We start from the raw sequence: 24,114 nt of genomic DNA on the forward strand, positions 1-24,114 counted from the left end.
AAGTTTTGAAGGAATATATTAGAAATCAAGAAAAGCCGTCCTAGAAGGACGGGGCTTGAATCCCGTTTTTTTGGTCACTCTCCAGGCATAGGGCTGGAAATGACACCATGTTAGATTGGGGATTGCGGATGACTTATTACTATCATGGTGTGGATATTTCCTACAGTTGCATTCTTTTTGGAAACTGGCAGAACTTTGAAATTAAAAAGTTTCAAATTCAAAACTCAACAATCGTGAACGGTCATCGGGCTTCATACTTCAGCATCCAGATGACCGTTCACTTTTCCATTAAAGCCGTAGACTTGACGACTACCTACAAAAGGTACTAATTGCACTTCCCTTTCATCTCCCGGTTCAAACCTGACTGCTGTACCTGCGGGGATATCCAATCGCATTCCTTTTGCTTGTTCTCGATTAAATTCTAAGGCTTCATTAGCTTCGTAAAAGTGATAGTGCGAGCCAACTTGTATAGGTCGATCGCCTTTATTTGCTACCACCAATGACACGATTTTACGACCTGCATTTAGTTCAATTTCGCCTGCTGAAACAATCATTTCTCCTGGAATCATTTTTTCTTCCTGTGAGTCTCTGTGGTTGATTTGTTAACGGATCGGATCGTGTACTGTAACGAGTTTAGTTCCATCGGGAAAAGTCGCCTCCACCTGGACTTCATGCACCATTTCTGGTATCCCTTCCATCACATCTTCCCGCGTCAAAAGAGTGGTTCCATAACTCATTAAATCGGCGACGGTGAGGCCGTCTCTGGCTCCTTCTAAAATGGCGGCGGAAATGTAGGCTAGTGCTTCTGGATAGTTTAATTTTAAACCTCTTTGTTTCCGGCGCTCTGCTACCAGGGCGGCGGTGAAAATCAGCAGCTTGTCTTTTTCTTGGGGGGTGAGTTGCATTTTTATTGGGGTAAGGGCGATCGCATTATTTGATTATGATAATATCTTTTACGGTTGTTTGTGAATGATTTAACCGCAAAGGGCGCAGAGAGAGAAGAGAGAGATGAATAATCTAGTTAGGAGGGCAACTATACATTGAAACTCAATGATCATCCTATTTTATCCAAACTCTGGGCAAACAGCAAGGGCGTTGTGAAAAAGACAAGCGCAGCAACTGCCAAATGTTGACAAACCAGTCTCTAGCTGCAGTTGTGGATGTACCGCGATATCGGCACAGCAAACCGTTAGGAATACGAGTCACGCCGACTGTGGAATTACCAGGATACATTGTTGCCTCGGATGGCAAATTTCGCACTTTTTCCACGAGTTCGGCTGTAACAGGTTCGCCTACCCAAGCTAGGGTGGCGACTACGGGTTTTCCTGCGAGGCCGTGAGGACTTTCGAGCATTTTTTCTCGACTTTTGAGCAATTGTCTGTCAATCCATAAAGGGCTGTTTTGTTGCCAGACTTCGGTGTGCGATCGCCATTCTCCCGACAAGAACTTTTCGCCCCTAGCACTGCGTCCAAATCTGGTAATTTCCCACAGTAAAATCCTCGCTGTTGGTGCTAATTCTACCCGCAAATTTTGCCGATATATTGCGCCGTCAAAAACTATTGTTTCCTGTGGCAGCCATTCTAAACTAGCACCGGCTTCTAGTTGGATGTCGATATTTTGTTGTGATTCTAGTCCCCTGCTGCGATAGATTTTACCAGCGGCGGCGCTGGTAATCAAGGCTTTGGCGTTGGGTTGGAGGTGAAAATGGCTGGAAAGTCGATCGCCCCCGACAACTCCCCCAGCCGTGTGCAAGATGACGCTGTGACAAACGTCTTTCCCTTCAGGATAAAACGGGCGCTGCACCTTGAGGGGCGCTTGCATTTGATTGTGAATGATTTGAGTTGCGCCACCGCAGTTAGCGTAGGCTAAATTCAGGCGACCGTGCCATCCAGTTTGAATGTTATTTGTAGGTGTGTCAGTCGAGTTTTGAATCACAGATTTTTAGGATTGAATAATAAAGATTATTAACAATATAGTATTACTACCCGCTACCCAACATTCCGCCAGGGAATGAATTCCCTAGCGGTCTAAGCTGTTCGGCATTTAAAAGACGATAGTATGGTGCGCCAGTATAGAAGTGTTTCCCCTGTAAGCGTAAGTGTTCGCGCCTGACGCGCCCTACAAGCCTCGTTAGTGGTTTAAATGCGTAACAGCTTATGACAAAAGATAACAATAATACAAGATAGCAGATTATACTAATTAATATGCGTTTTAAATTATCCTCCCATGCCAGCAACCCCTGAAAGCCTCCAGAAATTCGTTACCTACTGCCAACAACACATTACAGGCGATGAAAAAGGACAAGCACAGGTATTTTTAGACCGCTTCTTTCGGGCTTTCGGCCACGAGGGGGCATTAGAAGCAGGCGCAACCTATGAGGAACGCATAGAGAAAAGTAGCAAAAAAGGTCAAATGGGATTTGCTGATTTGGTGTGGAAAAAGCACGTTTTGATTGAAATGAAAAAGCGCGGAGAAGACTTGACTAAAAGAGAACACCGCACCCAAACAGAACGCTATTATATTCGCCTCAAAAAAGACGATCGCCCGCGCTACGTGATGATGTGCAATTTTGACGAGTTTCACATTTACGATTTCGACCTTCAGCCGGATCAGCCTGTAGACATTATATCCCTAAAGCAATTGCCCGCGCGATCGCCCGCTTTTGCCTTCATGGAATCTACCAGCCGCCGCCCCATATTCAAAAACAACCAAGTCGAGATTACCGAAAAAGCTGCTAGCAGAATGGGGATGCTGCTGGAGATGCTAATCGAACGCGGCCAAGAGCGCAAATTTGCTAAATTTAATCAGTTTCAGGCACAGCGATTTGTGTTGCAATGCGTCTTAGCAATGTTTGCCGAAGATAGGGGACTTTTGCCGCCGGCACTCTTTACTCGCTGCGTCAAAGATTGTCTGGAAGGAGCAAGTTCTTACGATGTCTTGGGCGGCTTATTTCAAGCAATGAATCAGCAGGGAGTCACGCCCGCAGGACGTTATGAAGGAGTCGAGTATTTCAACGGTGGATTATTTTCGGAAATACACCCCATTGAACTGCAACAGGGAGAGTTGAAAATATTAGAAGTTTGTGCCGAACAAAACTGGAGTCAGGTACGCCCTTCTATTTTTGGCAATATCTTTGAATCGGCTTTGAAAACAGATAAAAAACAGCGCCGCGCTTACGGGATTCACTTTACTACAGAGGGAGACATTCGCCGCATTGTTCTGCCCACAATTAGCTATTACTGGGAAGAGCGAATTAACGCTGCAAATACCGTAGCCAAACTGCAAAACCTGCACCAAGAATTAGGTCGCTATCGCGTCCTCGATCCGGCTTGTGGTTCGGGGAATTTTCTGTATGTAGCTTATCAGGAACTCAAGCAAGTTGAAAAGTTACTTTTAGATAAGCTAAACGAGTTCGACGGTACAAGAGGTTATATGAATTTAGTCACGCCGCAGCAATTTTACGGCATGGATATTAACTCGTTTGCGGTGGAGTTGGCGCGGGTGACGCTGATGATTGGCCGCAAGGTGGCGATCGATAATTTAGGATTGAAAGAACCTTCTCTGCCTTTAGATACTTTGGATAAAAATATTGTCTATGCTGATGCTTTATTTACTGATTGGGTGAAGGCTGACGCGATTATTGGCAATCCTCCGTTTTTAGGCGGAAAGCACATGAGGATTGCCCTGGGAGATGAATATATTGACCGCGTGTTTAAACGTTTTCCTGATGTGAAAGATTCGGTTGATTTTTGTGCTTATTGGTTTCGCATTGCTCACAATAATTTAGAACTCAATGGCAGGGCTGGTTTAGTTGCTACTAATTCAATTAGTCAAGGTAAAAGTCGTGCTGCTGCTTTAGATTATGTCGCGCAAAATGGCGGTCACATTTATGCAGCCGTTTCTACTCAGCCTTGGTCGGGGGAAGCTAAGGTTCATGTGAGTTTGATTAACTGGAGCAAGGAAAAGCCGAGAGTCTACTATTTAGATAATCTCGCGGTTTCAAGTATTAACTCTTCGCTGCAAGCTACGATTGATGTTTCTCAAGCTGCTAGGTTGTCAGCGAATTTAAACAAATGCTTTCAAGGTGTAATTCCTCTTGGTATGGGGTTTATTGCGAGCGAACAACAGGCTCAGGATTGGATTAAAGCAGATTTAAAGAACCAAGATGTTCTCAAGCTTTTTTCAATGGGTGCAAACTTAGCTCAAAATCCACACGGTAGACCTGAACGTTGGGTAATTGATTTCAATGAGATGATGATTGAACAAGCTATAGATTATGCAATCCCTTTTGAGCATATAAAAGCTACTGTCAAACCCGAACGGGATAAGAACCGCAGGGATACTAGGAGAATTAATTGGTGGAAGTTTGGCGAAAATGCTCCTAAAATGAGAAAGGCGATCGCCCCTTTATCTCACTACTTCACTGTACCGAGAGTCTCAAAGTGGGCTGTCTTCATTCCCGCTCCCGTTAGTTGGCTGCCGGGAGACAAATCAGTAGTTGTTGCCTCTGAAGACTTTTATATTCTCGGCATTCTCTCATCTAAAATTCACCGAATTTGGATGCACGCTCAAAAATCAACTCTCAAAGGAGATATCGCATACACCCACAATACCTGCTTTGAAACTTTCCCATTTCCGCAGACACCGACTGGTCAATCAGTAGAGGAAATTCGGGCAACGGCGGTCGAATTGCATCAATACCGCACTCAACAAATGTCAGCTAAACAGTGGGGAATTACTCAACTTTACAATAAATTTTTTGAAGAGCCAACAAGTCAACTTTATAAACTTCATGCTAAGCTCGATCGCGAATGTAATGCAGCTTACGGATTTACGGACAGCGACGATATTTTAGCACAACTGCTGGAATTAAACCTAGAACTGGCATAAAAAGAAAAACGGGGAGAACCCGTAGTTGGGCCTTGTGTCCCAACTGACTAAAAATACTAATCGTTGTAATCATAAGTTTTGTAACTTTGCGTATAATCACATAGATTGTTGATAGAGATCACAAACACTCTAGTCTAAAAACAGAGATACTAGGGGAAGAGTTAAGTTTTGAGTTAAAGATTTCCCCATTCAAAATTAAACACTCAAAACTGTTTTTCGCCTTCAGCATAAGTGCATTCTGCTTTTCTTCGCTCAATTACTCCTGATTTGTTTGGGAGGAACTGCCAATGTTATTATTTACCCACACTCAGTCCCTAGATAGCACAGTAGAGAAAGAAACCTCTGCTAAAAAAAAGTTGTTACAGCATTCATCTATTAATTTAACTTGGCTGAATGGAGGATTTAACCATTTGCGGATAGGTCAAAAAATTAGCTATGGCTATGCTTTAGCTATAGGCATAGCGATTTTGGGAACTGGTGCGGGACTGAGATTGGGAGACTACTTTCGCAAGCAAGCTTTAGTTCAGGTGAATGTTGCTGGGCAGCAGCAGCAAATGCTGCAAAATTTGCAAAATACCGTATTTGAAGCCCGATCGCACGCGGCGAGATTGCCAGTCCTTTTGGGAAACACTGTGGCGCTGAAATACGAACAAGATAGGTTTTTCGGGCAAATCAATCAGGCGAAAATTCTGATTTCCGAAATTGAATCTTTTGCACGAGAAAACCCCGATCGACTAGCAACAGAAGAGGCAGCATTACAGGCCCTCTTGAAGAAATCTGCTCTCGTAATTGATTACTACGGTCAGCTAATTAAATTGCAGTTAAAAGATGCGGAAGTTTGGAATTTGCCGCCCAACAGCATCGAGTCCGTACAGCTACAAATGTTGAGAACTAGCAGCGGTCAAGAGGCGATCGTACTTGATCACCTTGCTCAGAGTTTAACCCAGCTAATTTCTACAGTAGAAATTCACAAACAGCAAGGAACCCAAGCATTAGAAGAAGCTGAAGGTTTGCGAAACCGAATTATTGTCGGGAGTATGCTAATTTCAGCACTCATCGCCGCCATGCTAGCCGACAAAACCAGCCGTGCGATCGCCCAACCCCTCGAAACCGTTACTAATTTTGCTCAGCAAGTCACTCGCGAATCCAATTTTAACCTGCAAGTACCAGTCACAACAGACGACGAAATCGGAGTTTTAGCGGCCTCTTTCAATCAATTGATTCAGCGAGTTAGCGAATATACACAAGAACTCAAACAAACTCAATCCCAATTAATTCAGACCGAAAAAATGTCATCTCTCGGTCAAATGGTTGCAGGGATCGCCCACGAAATCAACAATCCCGTCAACTTCATCGGAGGCAACATTGACTATGCCAACCAATACATCGAAGATTTGGCAGATTTGGTAACTCTCTATCAAGAATATTATCCCAACCCACCAGATGCCATTTTAGAGCGCATCGAAGACATTGAACTCGAATTTCTCAGAGAAGATTTACCAAAAACCCTCTCTTCGATGAAAATGGGAGCCGATCGCATCCGTGAAATTGTCGTATCCATGCGGAATTTTTCGCGATCTGACGACGGAAAAATGAAATTAGCCGACATTCACGAAGGAATAGACAGCACCCTCGTAATTCTCAATCACCGGCTCAAACAAGGTATTCAAGTTATTAAACAATACGGCAAGTTGCCTGCTGTTGAGTGCTATCCAGCCCAACTGAATCAAGTATTTATGAATATTATCAGCAATGCCATAGATGCGCTGGAGGAGGTAAAAAAGGGAGACAAAGGCTATGCGCCAACGATTTGGATTAGCACGGAAGTTACGGCGGACAATACTGTCACCGTCAAGATTCGGGATAACGGGCCGGGAATTGCGTCCGCCAGTGTCCAACAGATATTTGACCCGTTTTTTACTACAAAGTCGATCGGCAAAGGTACTGGATTGGGATTGGCTATTTCCTATCAAATCCTTGCCAAGCACCACGGCAAAATTGAGGTAAATTCTCAAATAGGACAGGGTACGGAATTTGTGATTACTTTGCCAGTTGCTGCGTAATAAGCTGTTAAGTAGCTAGACAAAATTAATTACATAGTTTTCTCCAAAAATTTTCAGAATTTTTTCGACAGTTCCAACGAAAGTTTCCAAACTTTTGTAAGGAGATATCTCCCTCCATTCATACTTGAGCAACCGCCATAGGATTTCAATTACATTTAATTCAGCAGAGTAAGAAGGTCACTCAAAAAGAGTAATATTGTGTTGTTTCCACTCTTCAAGTTTGTCAACAATAGCATCACTGGTATGAATAGAAGCTTGATCTGTGACAATCACCGTTGGCTTATGTACTGCGGGTAAAAAAGCATCAATACAGGCAATAACCACAGAGCGAGTTAATACTTTGAGATGAAATATAAGTTTCAACATGGTTATTTCGATTCATAATTCCTAGTACATTCATTCGCTGACTACGACGACTAGGAATTGTTAAATATTCTTCTATATCCAGCCAGCCCTTGGGGACACAAGGAATCCAACAAAATCCCCTTTCATCCAAGTAATATAAATCAATTTTACCCTCATCATTCAATTGCTTTAATTCTTCTGATTGCGCCTTTTTCTCTTGATCTTCCTGGGCTGATCGGCAGGAAAATAACAACTCAACTCCGGCAGTCGCAGAATTTCCAGAGCCGGGTGACTTACTCAACCAGTTAAAAGCGCGGCGTAAAAAGTCGAGGGCGGACTTGGCTGATATGGAAGCAGTTCTGGAAATCCTCAACACCTAACAGAGCGAAGGATGAGCGGAAAATGTAAGTTTTAATGCCGCCGTAACAAACCTGAAACTATTGATGTACAAAGCGTTGAGAGTAGTGCGGATAAAAGGACTTGAACCTTCACTCCTTTCGGAACCAGAACCTAAATCTGGCGCGTCTGCCAATTTCGCCATATCCGCATTTTGACATTCAAAGACTATAGCACACAACAGAGCGATTGGTCAATCGATTTTAGATTTTAGATTTTAGATTTTAGATTGAAGAAAGACACCCACTGATAAATCCCCAGGCTGATGACCCAATTGCTCGATCGCCCCACATCGAGAAACCCGGTCATTTTTGGACACCGGGTTCAATCATGAGTTATCGCCACAGCAATTTTCCGTATTTTTCACTTGTCACTTACTTTTGGCCGAGCGCTTTCCAGGTTGTTTCGTCCACCATACCGTTAGCCATCAAACCCTGAAATTTCTGAAAGTTCTTGACAGCCGTAGCAGTGCGAGCGCCAAAAATGCCGTCGATGGGGCCCGGATCGTAACCCTGTATTTCCAAACGCACCTGTAGCGTCTTCACCTTGGAACCGACAGCGCCTTTATTTAGAACAGTTGGAGGATTGCCGGGAACAGCAGCATTGCTCAGAATGGGAACATTGCTCTGCACAGTTTCAGGAGCAAGCGCGGGATCTGCTGCTAAAGCTGTCCAAGTTTCTTTGTCCACAATGCCGTCTGACTTCAAACCCTGAGACTGCTGAAAGGCACGAACCGCCGATGTAGTGCGAGAGCCATAGGAACCGTCGATCGTCCCCACCTTGAAACTGTGCACCTGCAACCGTTGCTGTATGGCTGCAACTTCTGGCCCGTCAGCTCCCGCCGAGATAGTTTTTTCCTTTCTCACTGGCGGCTGCTCGCCCGCGTAAAAAGGCTTGTTAAACATATCTCCTTGGGAATTTCCCTCCGGCGATGCTGAGGCACCCGGATCGGCGGGAGCCGTAAAATCTCTGCGGTACTGTTCCTGCACAAATGGTTCGGAGTCGAAAGCAGCAGTTGCCTTTCTGGTCAAGGCGGGAACGAGCAGAGCGAGCAAGCTGAAAATCGTAACAGTAGTCACACGCATAAATTTCATCCTATTAGTGAGGTTTGACAAGGTTTCCCTGTTTTCATGTTTCTAAATCTAATTGTATTACCCGGACTGCTTTCTGAGACATATAGCAAAAGGAAAAAGGAACAAGGCCATTTCACTTGGCGATCGGGTAACAAGAAGTCCGAGAGAAGGGGTAATAGACCGCATTGGTTTGGGCCATTAAGAAAGTTCTAAGCGTCTGGCGCGGTTGCTATATCTGCCCCGACTTCTAGAAGTTCGGCAATGGGGACAGACGCACTCAGGAGTTACGAGTTGGAAGTTACCTGTTAGAAGTAGGGCCCGGTTCCCACTATTCCTCATAAACCCGGTTGATTCCGAGATGTTTGGTTACTAAACCCCATATTTTCGTATAAACCACGTCTTTTAGCCTCAGTCTTATGGTACAAAACCTGCCGTCATTCACAAATCTTTACAGGCAGATTTTGTACAAAGTTGATCTATGAAAGGCGAAGTTTTTTCCTTGTTTTTTCCTTTAATCCCCCCGTAATATCAATTTCGGTTGTATCTGAGATCTTGCACCATTCTCAATTACTTGTTTAGGAACAGGCATCTTGCCTGTTCCACAAGAAAATTCATGTCTTGTGGAACAGGCAAGATGCCTGTTCTTGAGAATGGTACAACATCTCACTTGTATCGGAATTATTAAACCCCTCTTGACGCAGAGGATACAGAGAAAGAGAAGAGAGAGATGAATAATTCCAATACCAACCGATTTGATATAAAAAGCAAAACTCGGCAGTTATCGATTTGCGTGTTCTGCCAATAAAGCCTTGGCTTTCGGCTTGTAAATCAGATAAAACAGCGATTCTAGGTAGCGGAGCATATCTTCGCGGTTTTCCTTGGACGAGTAGTTCCAAAAACCGTAAGTCCGCGCCAGCGTCAGCAGCTTGGTAGTGTGAATTTTCCAGGTATAGGTGCTGTAAACTCGGTCAATTCCTCGCGTTGAAATTTCATACCAATAGTTGGGATTGTGTTCGCATTTCGATAAAAAATCTAGAATTTTTTGGGCAGTGTCCTGGTGGTTAGTCGGGTTGATATAAAACCCATTTACGCCATCTTGAATGATTTCCAGCGGGCCGCCAAACTGCGTCCCGAAAGTGGGAATCCCGGTAATCATTGCTTCGAGAATTGTCAAGCCGAAAGCTTCAAATAATGCTGGCTGAACAAATATACCTTGGGTATCGGCGATTACCCGGTAGATTTCGCCGGACAGGCTTTTGGAAAGCCTCACTCCCAGCCAGCGAATTTTACCGTGAAGGTTGTATTGGTCGATAATTGCGTAGAGCTTTTTAATTTCTTCTGCTTCTTCGTAGTCTTCGGTTTCTTCGACCCGCAGCTTGCCAGCTACTAGAATTAAGTTGCATTTTTCTTGCAATTCCTGGCTTTTGCCAAACAATTCTGCTAAGCCGGTCATGTTTTTAATGCGATCGAGCCTGGCCATCGAAAATAAAGGGCGCTTTTGCGGGTCGTCGAGTGTTCCAAAGACTTGTTCTGGGTCTTCTAGAGTAAACAGCAATTGGTTGAGCCGATCGCGATCGCCTTGCACCCGGTCTTCAATCCGCGTGTAGGGAAAGTACACACTTTCGTTAACTCCCGGCGGCACGACGTTGAATTTAGGGCTGAACAGTTCAATCCCGTTCACAACGTGGTACAAATCCGGCATGGTAAAACAATGGTAAGATTCGTACTGGCCGACACTATCCGGTTGGCCCACAATCTCTTGATAGGTGCTGCTGACAATACAATTAGCTGCATTCATGGCAATTATATCGGCAGTAAATTGCAGCGAAAAATGGTATTTTTCCTCGGATTCTTGCCAGTAGAGATTGCTGAACAAATATTTAGATTTTTCCAGCGCATGGGCAATATTGCACTGAGTAGTTTTGAGTTTGCGAGACAGCAAAAATGCTACCAAGTTGCCGTCAGAATAGTTGCCCACAATTAAGTCGGGCTTGCCCTGAAACTCAGCCAGCAGTTCTTTTTCTGAATCGATCGCGTAAGTTTCCAAGTAAGGCCAAATCTCGAACCGCGAAATCCAATTTTGAGTTATTTTAGGATTGAAGTCGCGGAAGGGAACCCGTAAAATCCAAGCATTTTCTGTGGCGTGAACTTTTTCCAAACGTTCGTTGCAGCGCGTACCGTCGCTGTTAGGAATTAACCTGGTGAGAATAATTACTTTAGGTTTGACGCCTAAACTATCGAGACCGGCAAGATGAATGTCTTCTTGCAGTTGTTTCTCTAAACTCTTGGCTTGATCAAGGACATAAACTACCTGCCCTCCCGTATCCGGCCGCCCCAAAACTCCTTCTTGGCCGAACCAGCCGTGAGGAGAAACTAGGACGATTTTGAAAATCATCGGGATACGAGAAATAAATGCTTCTAAGGTTTGCGGATCGGGGGAATCAATTAATTCGTCAAGAATTCCTAGGGTTTCATGGACGCGGGCGGCGGTATTTCCCCAACCCGCCTCGAAACCCATCACTTGCAGAACCAATCGAAATCTCTCGTAGGGTTCTTCTTCAGAAATATCGCTGACAAAGGTGAGGGCTTTTTTGACTTGTTCTGAAAGTTGTTCTTGGGATTTTATGCGTTCGTTAATTAGTAATTGTACGCCGTTGTAGCGGTGAATCCGCAAGAAATTAAATAGAGTTTCCTGCCACTGTCTGGCGTCTTGAAACAGTTTGCTGGAGAGATATCGGTTGAGGAATTGCACTCCTTTGCCGATGTTTTTAGGGTCGCGAATTGTGGGGGAATAATCGTAAAAAGGGCCGAAATCTAGTTCGAGGATGTCGCCTTCTTGGGGGTGAAAGTGGTTGACGAAGCGATCGCGCACGTCGAGCAATTCTTGCACTGTCATCTGCTCAACAGTCAAGTCGTCTGCAACTCGCACTATTTCCATTGTAGCAATTTTTGGCCGCAGCAGGACGCAAAAGCTGTCATCTTCGAGAATAATTTCCTGAACGTAGTAAATCAGTTTGCTTAAAAGAGAAGATTGATGGAACTGTTCCGACTTTTCGTATTTGGTGCAGTAGGCGGCAAAAGCGTTAACTATGTCATTTCGCAGTAAATATTTGTTTCCCAAAGCGCGTAAATCGCTGACAAACTGACGCAACTCGGTTTTTTCGTCGCTGGCGATCACAGCCTGAAAGAGTTCAGACATACATACTCCCTTATTTAAGACTTTTGATTTTCGCTGTGAAATTAGGCGATACTCAAACTGTATCGCCTTTTTTTTTAAGCGGCTAGTTTTTTTGTCATTTTAAAGTCTGCAAAATGAAGTTGCTATCCCTCAAATGACATAAAACTCCCCGTATTTGTGGCGAATGTAGCGGATAAAGGGATCGATAGTTAAAGGAGAACCTGTAACGCGATCGATCAATTCGACAGCGGTGTATTTACGGCCGTGCTGGTAGATGTTTTGTTTTAGCCAGTCGTGGAGTACGGTAAAATTGCCTTGTTCTATTTCTACGGGAATTTCAGGATTGATTTTTACTGCTGTTTCGTAGAATTGAGCGCTCATCAAGTTGCCGAGGGTGTAACCTTGGAACATTCCGCCGATCGTACCAACATACCAGTGAACATCTTGCATCGCGCCTTCGCTGTCGGTGGCGGGGACAACGCCGAGGTCGGTTTTATAACGTTCGTTCCACGCTTCGGGGAGGTCTCGCACTGCTAGTTTTCCCTCTACCATTGCCAATTCTAGGTCAAAGCGGATAGCGACGTGGAGGTTGTAGGTTACTTCATCGGCGTCGGTGCGGATGAGCGATCGCGAGACTTTGTTAATTGCCCGGTAAAATGCGTCAGTGGATACGTGTCCCAACTGTCGCAAAAATACGCCTTGGAGTTGCGGGTAAAAACATTCCCAAAAACCGCGGCTGCGCCCGACCAGATTTTCCCAAAGTCGCGATTGACTTTCGTGCACGCCGGAGGAAATGCCGCCTGCCAGAAGCGTGCCTTCAAATTCCGGGGAATTTCCGAGTTCATAGAGGGCGTGTCCGGCTTCGTGGATGCTGCTGAAGAGTGCTTGATCCAAGTGGTCTTCGTAGACGCGGGTGGTAATTCGCACGTCGTCTATGGAGAAGTTGGTCATGAACGGGTGCAGGGTGGTGTCTTGCCGTCCCCGCTGGAAGTCGTACCCCATGCGTTCTACGACTTTGCGAGTGAATTCTAGTTGTTGGGATTCTGGGAAGTCTTGGTGCAAGCAGGAGTCGTCGGCGGGAGGTTGGGAGGTGATGGCTTCGACTATCGGCACTAATTCTTCACGCAGTTTGGCGAAAAGCGGGCGCAGCAGAGATACTTTCATGCCGTAGTCGCTACGATCTATCAACGGATCGGCGATGTGTTCGTAGCCGGGGAAAAAGTCGGCGTATTGCCTGCTTAATTCTAAGGTTTTTTCTAGATACGGCTCAACGGCTGCGAAGTTGTTGGCTGCCCTGGCCGCGGCCCAAGCTTCGTAGCTGTCGGCTTGGTGGCGGCAGAGTGCGGACATGAAGGTTGCGGGGACTCTGGCGGCGCGATCGTAGTCTCTGCGGGCTATGCGGATCAGGCTGGCTGCGGTGGAGTCGTAGGGGAGGGTTTGTTCGTAGAAACGCAAGTCTTCTAGGAGTTCACCAATTTTTGGATCTGTAAATTTTTCGTGGGATATTTGTTTGAGAGTGGCTAACTGGCGACCTCTGGCACTTGCACCTTTGGCAGGCATATATGTTGCTTGATCCCAATGCAGTAGCGACGAGACTGATTCGATGTCGTTAACTTCTCTGAGGTGGGCTGCCAGTTGAGCGAATTTTGCTTGAGTTTTGTCTAGGGTTTGCATGATGGGGGTTTATGGTGCTGTTTTGCCTACAACGGTTGCAGTGCGGCATCGGTATCCATCAATCATTGCTACCCTGAAATCAAGCTAAAAACCGCACTTCTTCCCGTATTGTACGCAATTTAGAGTCATTTTTGCACAATTTCCGGTATTTCTGGGGATTGAGTTCGATCGCCTTGGATAAGTTTTCGATCGCCAGCCGGATGCTGGTAGCAACAAGTTCCTGACTGTTTGTGAGCTCGCCTGCTTCTTTTTCCAGGGCGTACACGCAAGCTTTTTGATAGTACAAGTTTGGATCGTCGGGTTTGAGTGCGATGATTTTATCGTAGGAGGCGATGGCTTCGGTAAATCGTTGAATTTTTTTGAGGGCTATGGCGCGGTTGTACCAGGCTTCGATGTTGTCTGGCTGCAACTCTAGGGTTTTGTCCCAAGAGGCAATTGCTTCTTCAAAGCGTTGTAAGTTGGCAAAGGCTAAGCCGCGGTTGTAAAAGGTTTCGCTGTCGTTTGGGTTGAGTGCGAGGGCTTGGTCCCAGGATGCGATCGCTGCTTCAAATTCTCCCATTTGTGCGATCGCCCTGCCGCGTTTGTTCCAGGCTTCAGCGGAATTCGGCCGCAGTTGCAGGGTTTTGTCGTAGGAGGCGACGGCTTCCGGGTAGAGTTTTTCATCGGCTAGGGCTAAGCCGCGGTTGTACCAGGCTTGATGCAAGTCTGGTTTGAGTTCGATCGCTTTGTCGAAGGAGGTGATCGCGGCTGTATTTTGGTCTGATTTTCTCAGGGCAAACGCTTTGTTGTACCAAGCTTCGCAGTAGTCGGGTTTGATGGCTATAGCTTTCTCGTAGGAGGAGATCGCTTCTGATAATTTCTCTAAGCTGACGAGGGTGTTGCCGCGGTTCGTCCAAGCTTCCGGGTAGCTGGGGTTGAGTTGGATCGCGTTTTCGTAGGATGCGATCGCTTCTGAGAGTCTGTTGAGCTTCCGCAAAACGTTGGCGCGATTATACCACGCTTCGGGATTGTTTGGTTGGATTTTTAGGGATTGGTTGTAGGCTGCGATCGCTTCTTCTAGCTGGCCCAATTTTTTGAGGGCTACACCTTGGTTGTACCACGCTTCATAAAAGTTTGGTTCGAGTTCGATCGCTTCTTCCCAGGATTCGATCGCAGCTTGGAATCGTCCCATTGCTTCTAGGGCGTTGCCGCGATCGTACAATGTTTGAGCCTTTTGGGTGTTGACTGCTATGGATTTTTCCCCTGAGTCGATCGGCTTTTCTATGCTGGCTAATTTTTGCAAGGGGTTTCACCTCATTATTTTCTGTCTAATTGATTCTTTTCTTTTTTATATGCGATCTTTTTCGCCTTTGAGTGCTTTTGATCGCGACTATTTGGTTATTTATGGCCATTTTACAGGAATTTGGGGAGTTTTTCAATTTTTTTCATTCTAATGCTAGAGCTGGGATTTGGAAGTATAGATTAATACTAATTTTTTATAGGGCTGGGTAGAAAAGAGGAAAGGGCGATCGTACTGAGGTGTGACAAACCTCACGCAAGATATCATTTTCACGTAACCCTTTTGAGCGATCGGCGGTTGAAACCGCGTCTTGTCAAGCGAGGTCTGCCTTTGCCGACTAATAAATAATAAGAGTGTTTTTGATGCTGTAAGGGGGGGTTTTACCAACAATAATTGCCTCAAACCGACAATCTCCTAAACCCGCCCCGCCCAAGGGCAAATCCCTATTCTTGAATCAAGGCTTGAAACCGAGTATGCGATCGCAGGCTGTCAAAATCCGAGTCAGTTTTTGCCATTTCTCGGTATTTGTCAGGATTCAGATTGATGGCTTGCTGCAAATTCTGAATCGCTTGGTCAATCTGACCGTGTAACGCATAGCAGCAAGCTTTAGTATAAAATGTTGCGTCATCATCTGGTTTGATTTCTAAGGCTTTGTCGCAGGAGGCGATCGCTTCTTCCCATCTTCCTAAATTACCCAGTACATAGCCCCGATAGTTCCAGGCTTCGTATAAATCTGCTTTGAATTCTAAGGCTTTGTCGAAGCAGGCTATCGCATCTTCCCATCTTCCTAAATCATCCAGTGCAATGCCCCGAATGTACCAGGCTTCGTGATAATCTGGTTTGATTTCTAAGCCTTTGTCGAAGGAGGCGATCGCTTCTTCCCATCTTCCTAAATTACCCAGTGCATAGCCCCGAATGTACCAGGCTTCGTGATAATCTGGTTTGATTTCTAAGGCTTTGTCCAAGGAGGCTATCGCTTCTTCCCATCTTCCTAACTTACCCAGTGCAATGCCCCGAAGGTACCAGGCTGCGTGATAATCAGTTTTGATTTCTAAGGCTTTGTCGAAGGAGGCGATCGCTTCTTCCCATCTTCCTAAATTACCCAGTGCATGGCCCCGATTGATCCAGGCTTCGTGATAATCTGGTTTGATTTCTAAGGCTTTGTCCAAGGAGGCTATCGCCTTTGCATATTCTTCAGCAAAATCATGCAATAAACCTTGTTCAAAAAACAATGCAGCTTTTTGTTCGGGTGTTTGCCCATCCTCATCAATTAAAGATTGAATCCTCACCAATTCCCGTTTTCTTTCTTGGGGAGTCAAAGCTAGATAATCTTCTTGCTTCCATCTTTCGGAACAAGCCTGCCTTGATTCTAGTAGCAGCAGTTCTTTATCCATTGACAACTTAAATAAACTCGATCGCCAATCAAAGAAATCCGGGGCCCGCTGGATAAAATAATTTACTGCAAAACGAGGCAAAATAAACACAAAACAAATCTTAAAATCATCTCTAAACCTTTCCCGCTGCTGGTTTAAATTAATTAAAACAGGCGGCACACCCCGCCAACTATAAGAATAAATATCCTTGCTTTCCCATCCGATATCTTTTTTGTCTTTCTCATATTCATAAAGTGAATATTCTAAGCCTTTCACAAACAGGATATTAATTGCATCTCGTTCTGGCAAATCTTCAATTATCTTATAAAAATTATAAACAGACTCATCCAGCGACAACACCTCAATCTTTTTCTGCGGCACATCTGCTTGAACTTTCGCAATCAAGCGTTCACCTTCCGCAGGCGAACACTCAACAAACAACAACCGGAAACCATTTGTCCGTTTGAAAGTGCGTACCAGAGTTTGATATTCTTCTTCGGGTTCTGCTTCGGGTAAGTCGGCATCCCAATCAATTATTTCTGCTGTCATGGCTGAAGTTGTGCAAGACTATCTTTAAATTGCTTGATTCCTTTAATCAGCGGGTGAACATCATGCCAATACTGTATTTCTCCTGCTTCATCAAAGTAACGGTATTCCAAAACACAACGGTTAAACAATAATTTGCGGCATTCCTCCTCATTTTTGATTTCTTTTGAGCATGAAATCTTAGCTAAAATTTGCCATTCTCCATCGTCCACAGTTCTACGAAAAGGATCTCGTGCTTTCGTAATAGCTCTTTGCACGGCTGTTGCAGAAATCGGCAATTTTTCAGTACGTTGAATTGCTTCTTCCATTAACTGTAACATATTTCTTACATGACCGCCACTCATCAAGCAAATTTGATTTAGTATTTCTTGGTTTTCAAACAGTCCAGTTTCCAGAGATAAGTTAGGAGAAAAAAGGCTAACTCGCTTACGAATCAATTCTTTTATTTTATTCAATCCGGGTTCGTGGATATTGCCATCAGGAGTTTGCACCATAATCATTGGTAAAATTTCCGTGTTATCGTAATTTGATGCTAACTCATTCGCACGGTTAGAATACATCATTGAAATTGGCAAAGTATAAATAACGTGACAATCTAATCCTTTAAGTTGTCCGCAGCGATCAATAAAGATTTCATCATGATTGTTGCGTCCCTCTGCTACGATTAAGGGCACAATTCTGTCTAAATTATCCACAATAACTGCTAGTTGAGTATAGCCGCGAGGGAGGTGCTGTTTGGCATCAGCAATATATTCATTTAGTGCTGCAATTAAAGTTGTTGTGTGGGGGTTAATTTTTTGGCGAATTTCTTGACGCAGACTCGGTACAGCTCTAATATTTGCTGTGAGTTTTGCAAACAGAGTAATTTGAGACTCTAGGCTGATAGAGTCAAGAGCAACGTCCATTTGTGCTAATTCTTTCAATTCACCCCCTCGACTCTTTACCCAATTTAATAAAGCTGGAGATTTAGAGTTTGAACTAAGTTTTTTCAATAAATGTTTGGTACAAGCGAGGAGAATATCGGTATATTCAGTATCTTCTGGATCGATATCTTCTTCTTCGGCCGCGAAATAGACGACAAAACAGCCTTTGTTTTGCAAATGTTGCTCTAGTCGCAGCAATTCCGTTGACTTTCCCGCACCGCGATGTCCAGTATACAACTGACAAGTCATTCGCTGCGATAGCTGAATCTTTGTGCCCAAATCTACGGTAATATTACCATCTCCTCGCACTTCTCGACAGTCAACATACTGCGGATCTCCTGCTGGTAAAGGATAGAATGGGTCAAAAGCATTGTAGAGGTTTGTTAGTAACTTTTCTGATTCTTGAGTCATAATTTGATATTTTTTTGATAACTTTAAAGTATTTTTTCAGCACTTACGCACTACGACCAAAGAAACCGGGTTTTTTACCGAATCTGCCCGTTACAACGCCTCTTTTCGTAAAAAACCCGGTTTCTGATCTCCGATGCGTAAGTCCTAAGAATGCTGCTGCACCCTATTTCTAAGCTTGATATTTTTTCAAAATTGCGACTTTTTCGGGGAAGATTTCGATCGCCATTTTGTCATCATAACGAGTCGCGAGCGATCGCCTCACTTCGCCCAAAAACAGCGGCTGCGACAGCCCAGGTTCAGGATGTACAACTGTACGAACCCGGATTGTCATGTAGTCTCTGCCCCGCCCAGAGCGCCCTGGAGAGTACAAATCCGCAGCCGCTTGCTGCATCGTTGCTTCTAATTGCGATTCGGTGATCGTAGGTGGCACAGTAACTACTGTTTGAGCGCCGCCTGTATCGTAAACTAAAGAATAGCGCACCGCCCCAGGAATTTCTGTACGCGCAAACAGTCCCAAACCCAGACCGAATATACCTGCAGCAATTACTCCCATAAAGCTTGTCACTCCTACCAATCGGAAGCGAAAACCCCATTTGAAGATAAATGCTATAACTGTTAAAATAGCCAAAGCTACTGTCAGAATTCCCGCCCATTGGGCGTACATTAAAAGGTTAGAATTTACGTTCATTTGATGATTTGTTGACTGTTGATTGTTGACTGTTGATATTAGTTACCGATACCCGATGCCCAATGCCCTGTTTGGCCAATGCCCAATGATTAATTAAGCGTTTCGGCCCACAAGCAGATAAGTCATCATATCGCCTTTGCCCTTCACTGGAATCACGCCGCGCTCCTCAAAAACGTACTTATCCCGCAGGCGCTCGTAGGTAGCAACTGTCACCTGAATGCTGCCGGGGACGCCTTGAGATTCCATCCGGGAAGCTGTATTTACCGTATCTCCCCACAAATCGTAAGTAAATTTTTTAGTACCGATTACCCCAGCTTCTACCGGGCCTGTGTGGATGCCGATGCGAATGCTGAGCGGCTGACCTCCCTTGGTATGTATCTTAGTCATTGCTGCTTGAATTTCCAGCGCCATTTCGGCGATCGACTCGGCGTGGTCGTCGCTGGGCGTCGGCAAACCGCCAACCACCATATAAGCATCGCCGATCGTCTTAATTTTCTCAAGTCCGTAGCGCTCGGCCAACTCGTCAAAAGCCGAAAAAATCTCGTTGAGCAACTCCACCAATTGGGCCGGCGATAAATGAGCCGAAAGCTTAGTAAAACCGACCAAATCGGCAAACATCACTGTCACCTCAGCGAAACTGTCTGCGATCGTACTTTCCCCGTGTTTGAGGCGTTGCGCGATCGCCTTCGGTAAAATATTTAACAGCAAACGCTCGGACTTTTCCTTTTCCTGCGCCAACTCATGTAAATATGCCTGTTCCTTATCCCGCAGTCGCTTCTTTTCCAGACAAGCGCTAATCCGAGCCTTAAGCAATACCGGATTGAACGGTTTAGAAAGATAATCCTCCGCCCCCAACTCTATACACCGGACGATACTGTCGATATCGTCCACCGCCGAAATCATAATCACCGGGATATGGCGCAACTTTTCATCCGCCTTCAGACTTTCGAGCACTTGATAGCCGTTCATTTGCGGCATCATAATGTCGAGGAGAACCAAATCAAAAGGCTCTGTTCGCAACATTTCCAGAGCTTGCAGACCATCTTCAGCAACAGTCACCACGTGGCCTTGACGCTGAAGTCGGCGGGCGAGCAAATCGCGGTTTACCTCATTGTCGTCAACAACCAGTACGCTGCCCTCATCACCTTTCATGTCAGGGCCTCTTTCAGAAGAGTTTCAATTTTACCCAAAAGTCGGGGAAACTCGACCGGTTTAGTGTCGTAGTCGTTGCAGCCGGCGGCAAGACACTTTTCACGATCGCCCGCCATTGCGTGAGCCGTCAGCGCAATCACCGGAATCCTGCTAGTTTCAGGAGCCGCCTTAATTTGCTGCGTTGCTTGCCACCCGTCGAGAACCGGCAGACTCATATCCATCAGAATCAAATCGGGTACTTTCGCGAGCGCCATGGACACTCCCTCAGCACCGTCAACAGCAATAAAGACCTCATGTCCCTTGCGGGCCAGACGCCTAGAAAGCATATCCCTGTTCATTTCGTTATCTTCGACCAACAGGATTTTAGCCATTGGTGTTCTCCTTGCCTTTCGAGTCGTACCTGCGATCGAACCTGTCATTGACTATAGAGCGAACATCGCGCAACAAAGTATCGCAACTGTAGACTCCCTTTTGTAGCACCCGCTCCACGTAGCCGTTTAGCTGCTGGCTTTCGGCCGGTGTCAGGTCTTTCCCCGTGATCACAACAATCGGTATTGGATCTCCAGAGTACGATTTGCGAAGTTCGCCGATCAACTCAAAACCATCCATTTCTGGCAGCGTCAAATCCAGTAATATCAGGTGCGGGCGAGCAACTTTTAGCCGATCGAGAGCAGCGCGTCCGCTGTCAGCTTCTGTTACTGCCCAGCCTTGTCTTTCTAGTATGCGTCGCAGTATTTTGCGCGTGGCCACGTCGTCTTCCACAATGAGAATCTGACAGGTCAAATTGTTACTTGCAACGCCGTCTTGGTCGCGTCGGTACTTCTTCAACAAAGCAGCCAGCCGTTTGCCGTCCACTGGTTTGGTGAGGTAGTCCGAGGCACCCAATGCAAAGCCGAGGCTTTTGTTGCCCACAAAGGATAGCAGGATTACGGGAATTTCGGCAAGGTCAGGATCTGCCTTCAGCGCTGAAAGTACCGCCCAGCCGTCCATTCCGGGCATTATCACGTCCAGGGTAATGGCGTCTGGCCGTAGTTGCTTAGCGAGCCGGAGAGCTTGCTCGCCGCCGCCGGCGACTTCGATGTGCAGTCCTTGGCGAGCGAGGGCGCGTTGAATTAAATCCCGCGAGATCGGGTCGTCGTCCACTACCAGCACCGTGCCGACAGCGGGGGCGTCCGGAGCGATCGTGCTGTCGTGGACTTTGTTGGAGATTTCCGGCTGTTTGATGGCGCTGGGCAAGAGCACGGTGAAAGTGCTGCCTGCACCCAAGCTGCTGCTGACCTCAATACTGCCACCCATCATCTGACAGAAGCGCTGGCTGATTGCTAGTCCCAAACCGGTGCCACCGTACTCGCGGGTAGTCGAGGCATCAGCTTGGGTGAAAGGTTGGAAAATTCGCTGCAATTGCTCTTGTGTCATGCCTATGCCGGTGTCGGCGACGCGGAAACTTAAAAATTCGGAGTTGGAAATTAAAATTTGGGAAGATTCCTCTTGATTTTTCATTTTTAATTGTTCATTTTTAATTCTTTCCACTCCGATCGCAATTCTCCCGTTTTGGGTAAACTTGGCAGCGTTGCTGAGCAAATTCAGCAGCACTTGCCGCACTTTGGTCATGTCCGCGTGCATGGTGTCGAGGTTGTCTGGACAGTACACTTCTAGGGTATTACCATTTTTCTCGACCAGTGGTCTGGCCGTGGCAACAGCACTTTCAATTAAGGTATGAATGTCGAATGTTTCTAAGTAGAGATCCATTCGGCCTGCTTCAATTTTAGAAATATCTAGGATGTCGTCAATCAGGGATAGCAGGTGTTTGCCGGCGCTGCAAATTTTTTCGAGGTCGGGGACGGATTCGCCACTGCCCAATTCTTCGGCTTCTTCTTTGAGCATTTCGCTGTAGCCGATGATGGCATTGAGGGGGGTTCTGAGTTCGTGGCTCATGTTGGCGAGAAATGTGCTTTTTGCCCGGTTGGCTGATTCTGCTGCTTCTAGGGCCAACTGCATGGCGGATTCTGCTTGTTTGCGATCGGTGATGTCTTGGACTGTGCCTTCGTAGTACAAAACGCTGCCGTTTTCGTCGCCGATGCTGCGCGCGTTTTCGGAAATCCAGATCGTGCTACCGTCTCGGCGGTATATTTGGGATTCAAATTTTGACACTTGGCGGCGCGCGCCCAATTGGGCCATAAACTCGGCGCGCCGATTGGGGTTAACGTAAAATTGACGGTTGATATCGGTGAGTTCGGCAAGCATTTGGGAACAGGATTCGTAGCCGTAAATTCTGGCTAGTGCGCGATTGCCGCTGAGGTAGTGCCCGGTCGGTGTTGTCTGGAATATGCCTTCGACTGCGTTTTCAAAGATGCTGCGGTATTTTGTTTCGGATTGTCTCAAGGCTGCTTCTGCTCGCTTGCGCTCTAGGACATTGGCGAGCATTTCTCCTACCATTTTTAGCTGTGGGGATATTTCGGTTCCTCGACCTGCTGTTTGCTTTAAGCCATCGAATCCGAGAAATCCTACTAGGTTTTTACTACAAATTAGGGGAATAATTATCAGCGATTGGATATTTTTAAGCTGTTTTTTTGATTCTAAATTATTTAGGGAAGCGCCAATCGAAGGTATTGAGGCGGTTGCTGTTTGATTGACTGTTTGGGATGGGGATTCTGTCTGGAATTGGGCTTGATTTTGACCGATAAAATAGGCAATTTCGGCGATCGCTGGGGGCGGGAGTTCGCCGATTTCTGGAATATAGAGGCATTCGGCGCGATCGAGTTTTTCTCCAATCCAAGGGATTTGTGCGATGTCTATTTGTTTGTCGGTGCTGTCTTTGATTGCCGGAATGCTGCCGGCACACCACTCGTAGGTTTTGTCGGCGCGGGTTTTGTCTTCTGATAACAGGTAGATGTAACTGCGGTTAAAGCCGGTGAAGGTGGCGATCGCTTCTAGAGTGCGATCGATGCTTTTATCTATTTCTGATAAGGGCTGGCTGATAAAATCGGTTGACAAACTGGCAATCAACTGAGCGAATTCTACTCGATACTGCAAAGATTGTTCTACTTTTTTGCAATCGGTAACATCTCGAAAGCTCCAGACTCTGCCGACTGTCTTCGCTCCGATTTTTGACGGCAAGGAATTTAATTCAATAATTTTTCCGTATTTAAATTCTAATAATTCGCGGATTTGAGTATCTGGATGGGCCGACACTTTGATCACTTTTTGGAGAAATCTTTGCGGGTCTTTTAATTGTTCCCTAGCGAAGGGGAATCCTGTTTCGAGCGGTTTTTTGACAGTGCCAAAGGTCGATCGGCTCAACTTTCCTCTGCTGGCGGACAAACCCCACATCTCTAAAAATTTCTGATTATAATTGCATATATTGCCGTTTCTGTCAACCGCTATAATTCCCGCATCTGTAGATTCTAGAACTGCTTGCAGCATCGAGATCGATCGCTGTTGTTCTCTAATCTCAAAAAACACCAAGACTGAGATTTCGCCGCCCTCAACTGCAGGATTGAAAAAATAGGAAACTGGTAAAATCTTGCCGTCGCGACACAAAAACTCGTCGTCCCAATTGTTGCAAGGTTGACTGGAAGCGATCGCCTCTTGTAAATCTAGTGTAGGTGCGATCGTCGCATCTTCACTTTTACTTAGCGACTGTTTCGGATCTGTCAAAAGTGGGGATTTCTTGCCTTTCTTTTGCTTCCCGATGCGCTCTAGCAGGGAAACGCCTGCTAGTTCCGACTCTCGCCATCCCAGCAAGCGTTCTGCCTCTGGATTCACCGAGATTACACAGCCCTTCGCGTCAAGGATACACAATCCCGCCCCCAAACTGTTGACAATCCCCCGCAGTCGATCGAATTCTGAAGTTGTTGGAGAGTCTTGAGGGGACTGGGGCGAGTCAGTTAAATCCTTTAATGCCACCGTCTCCAAGTTAAAACAATCTTCCTGCTGAAGTTCTTGCTGACTCTGAACTCGGTCATAGCTACAACTTACCTGCTCTAATAAAAGCTGCCACTGCTCAGCAGTGGGAGGGGGAGACTCGCTGGCTAAACCGAGCTGTTCGAGTTGGCGCTGGAGGTGGGGGTGCATATTTTCTGGCGCTTTGTAGGCAACTTTCTACAGTATATCTTTTTAATTA

At 45.8% G+C, this 24,114-nt stretch carries 16 protein-coding genes, 1 tRNA gene and 1 pseudogene; 2 read left to right on the plus strand and 16 right to left on the minus strand.

The features are described from left to right. Positions 1 to 251: 251 nt before the first annotated feature. The 3 genes from QUA74_RS01050 to QUA74_RS01060 all read right to left on the minus strand — a co-directional run bounded on the left by QUA74_RS01050 (position 252) and on the right by QUA74_RS01060 (position 1,935). Entirely contained in the window at positions 252 to 569 is a 318-nt protein-coding gene (locus QUA74_RS01050) for an urease subunit beta (protein ID WP_333324161.1), read from the minus strand. A gap of 33 nt (positions 570 to 602) precedes the next feature. Then, entirely contained in the window at positions 603 to 905 is a 303-nt protein-coding gene (gene ureA / locus QUA74_RS01055; RefSeq protein WP_015179363.1) for an urease subunit gamma, read from the minus strand. A gap of 154 nt (positions 906 to 1,059) precedes the next feature. After that, entirely contained in the window at positions 1,060 to 1,935 is an 876-nt protein-coding gene (locus QUA74_RS01060; protein WP_333324163.1) for an urease accessory protein UreD, read from the minus strand. A gap of 291 nt (positions 1,936 to 2,226) precedes the next feature. On the opposite strand from QUA74_RS01060, the gene QUA74_RS01065 reads away from it, so the two are divergent. Then, entirely contained in the window at positions 2,227 to 4,890 is a 2,664-nt protein-coding gene (locus tag QUA74_RS01065; protein ID WP_333324165.1) for a DNA methyltransferase, read from the plus strand. 287 nt (positions 4,891 to 5,177) lie between these two features. Further along, positions 5,178 to 6,953 (plus strand): ATP-binding protein, encoded by a 1,776-nt coding sequence (locus QUA74_RS01070; RefSeq protein WP_333324167.1) that lies wholly within the window; start codon positions 5,178 to 5,180, stop codon positions 6,951 to 6,953. A gap of 15 nt (positions 6,954 to 6,968) precedes the next feature. Here QUA74_RS01070 and QUA74_RS29780 read toward each other — a convergent pair. From QUA74_RS29780 to QUA74_RS01130, 13 genes and pseudogenes are all read right to left on the minus strand, one after another. Beyond that, positions 6,969 to 7,118: pseudogene (locus QUA74_RS29780) on the minus strand (IS630-like element ISMae24 family transposase); the annotation flags it as partial. 12 nt (positions 7,119 to 7,130) lie between these two features. Next, positions 7,131 to 7,319: a hypothetical protein gene (locus QUA74_RS29785; RefSeq protein WP_445251682.1), complete on the minus strand. Its 189-nt coding sequence runs from the start codon at positions 7,317 to 7,319 to the stop codon at positions 7,131 to 7,133. A 444-nt stretch (positions 7,320 to 7,763) separates the two neighbouring features. After that, positions 7,764 to 7,845 (minus strand) — tRNA-Leu (locus QUA74_RS01080). Between the two features lie 223 nt (positions 7,846 to 8,068). Further along, complete coding sequence (locus QUA74_RS01085; protein WP_333324169.1) at positions 8,069 to 8,779, minus strand: peptidoglycan-binding protein; 711 nt, start codon at positions 8,777 to 8,779, stop codon at positions 8,069 to 8,071. A gap of 766 nt (positions 8,780 to 9,545) precedes the next feature. Then, complete coding sequence (locus tag QUA74_RS01090) at positions 9,546 to 11,966, minus strand: sucrose synthase (RefSeq protein WP_333324171.1); 2,421 nt, start codon at positions 11,964 to 11,966, stop codon at positions 9,546 to 9,548. A 129-nt stretch (positions 11,967 to 12,095) separates the two neighbouring features. Beyond that, positions 12,096 to 13,619: a carboxypeptidase M32 gene (locus QUA74_RS01095; RefSeq protein WP_333324173.1), complete on the minus strand. Its 1,524-nt coding sequence runs from the start codon at positions 13,617 to 13,619 to the stop codon at positions 12,096 to 12,098. 79 nt (positions 13,620 to 13,698) lie between these two features. Further along, positions 13,699 to 14,901: a tetratricopeptide repeat protein gene (locus QUA74_RS01100; protein ID WP_333324175.1), complete on the minus strand. Its 1,203-nt coding sequence runs from the start codon at positions 14,899 to 14,901 to the stop codon at positions 13,699 to 13,701. Positions 14,902 to 15,341: 440 nt separating this feature from the next. Then, positions 15,342 to 16,820: a tetratricopeptide repeat protein gene (locus QUA74_RS01105; RefSeq protein WP_333324177.1), complete on the minus strand. Its 1,479-nt coding sequence runs from the start codon at positions 16,818 to 16,820 to the stop codon at positions 15,342 to 15,344. Beyond that, positions 16,817 to 18,151: an ATP-binding protein gene (locus tag QUA74_RS01110; protein WP_333324179.1), complete on the minus strand. Its 1,335-nt coding sequence runs from the start codon at positions 18,149 to 18,151 to the stop codon at positions 16,817 to 16,819. Before QUA74_RS01110 ends, QUA74_RS01105 begins: the two co-directional genes overlap by 4 nt. A gap of 169 nt (positions 18,152 to 18,320) precedes the next feature. Then, positions 18,321 to 18,839 (minus strand): Ycf51 family protein, encoded by a 519-nt coding sequence (locus QUA74_RS01115; RefSeq protein ID WP_333324181.1) that lies wholly within the window; start codon positions 18,837 to 18,839, stop codon positions 18,321 to 18,323. A gap of 93 nt (positions 18,840 to 18,932) precedes the next feature. After that, positions 18,933 to 19,991: an adenylate/guanylate cyclase domain-containing protein gene (locus tag QUA74_RS01120; RefSeq protein ID WP_333324183.1), complete on the minus strand. Its 1,059-nt coding sequence runs from the start codon at positions 19,989 to 19,991 to the stop codon at positions 18,933 to 18,935. Then, entirely contained in the window at positions 19,988 to 20,362 is a 375-nt protein-coding gene (locus QUA74_RS01125) for a response regulator (RefSeq protein WP_015177895.1), read from the minus strand. The genes QUA74_RS01120 and QUA74_RS01125 overlap by 4 nt, the downstream gene beginning before the upstream one ends. Continuing rightward, the gene (locus tag QUA74_RS01130) at positions 20,355 to 24,065 is read right to left on the minus strand and encodes a response regulator (RefSeq protein ID WP_333324184.1); all 3,711 of its coding nucleotides are present in this window, start codon (positions 24,063 to 24,065) and stop codon (positions 20,355 to 20,357) included. Before QUA74_RS01130 ends, QUA74_RS01125 begins: the two co-directional genes overlap by 8 nt. Positions 24,066 to 24,114: the final 49 nt, after the last annotated feature.

This window comes from Microcoleus sp. LAD1_D3 (assembly GCF_036702135.1).
GTDB lineage: Bacteria > Cyanobacteriota > Cyanobacteriia > Cyanobacteriales > Microcoleaceae > Microcoleus.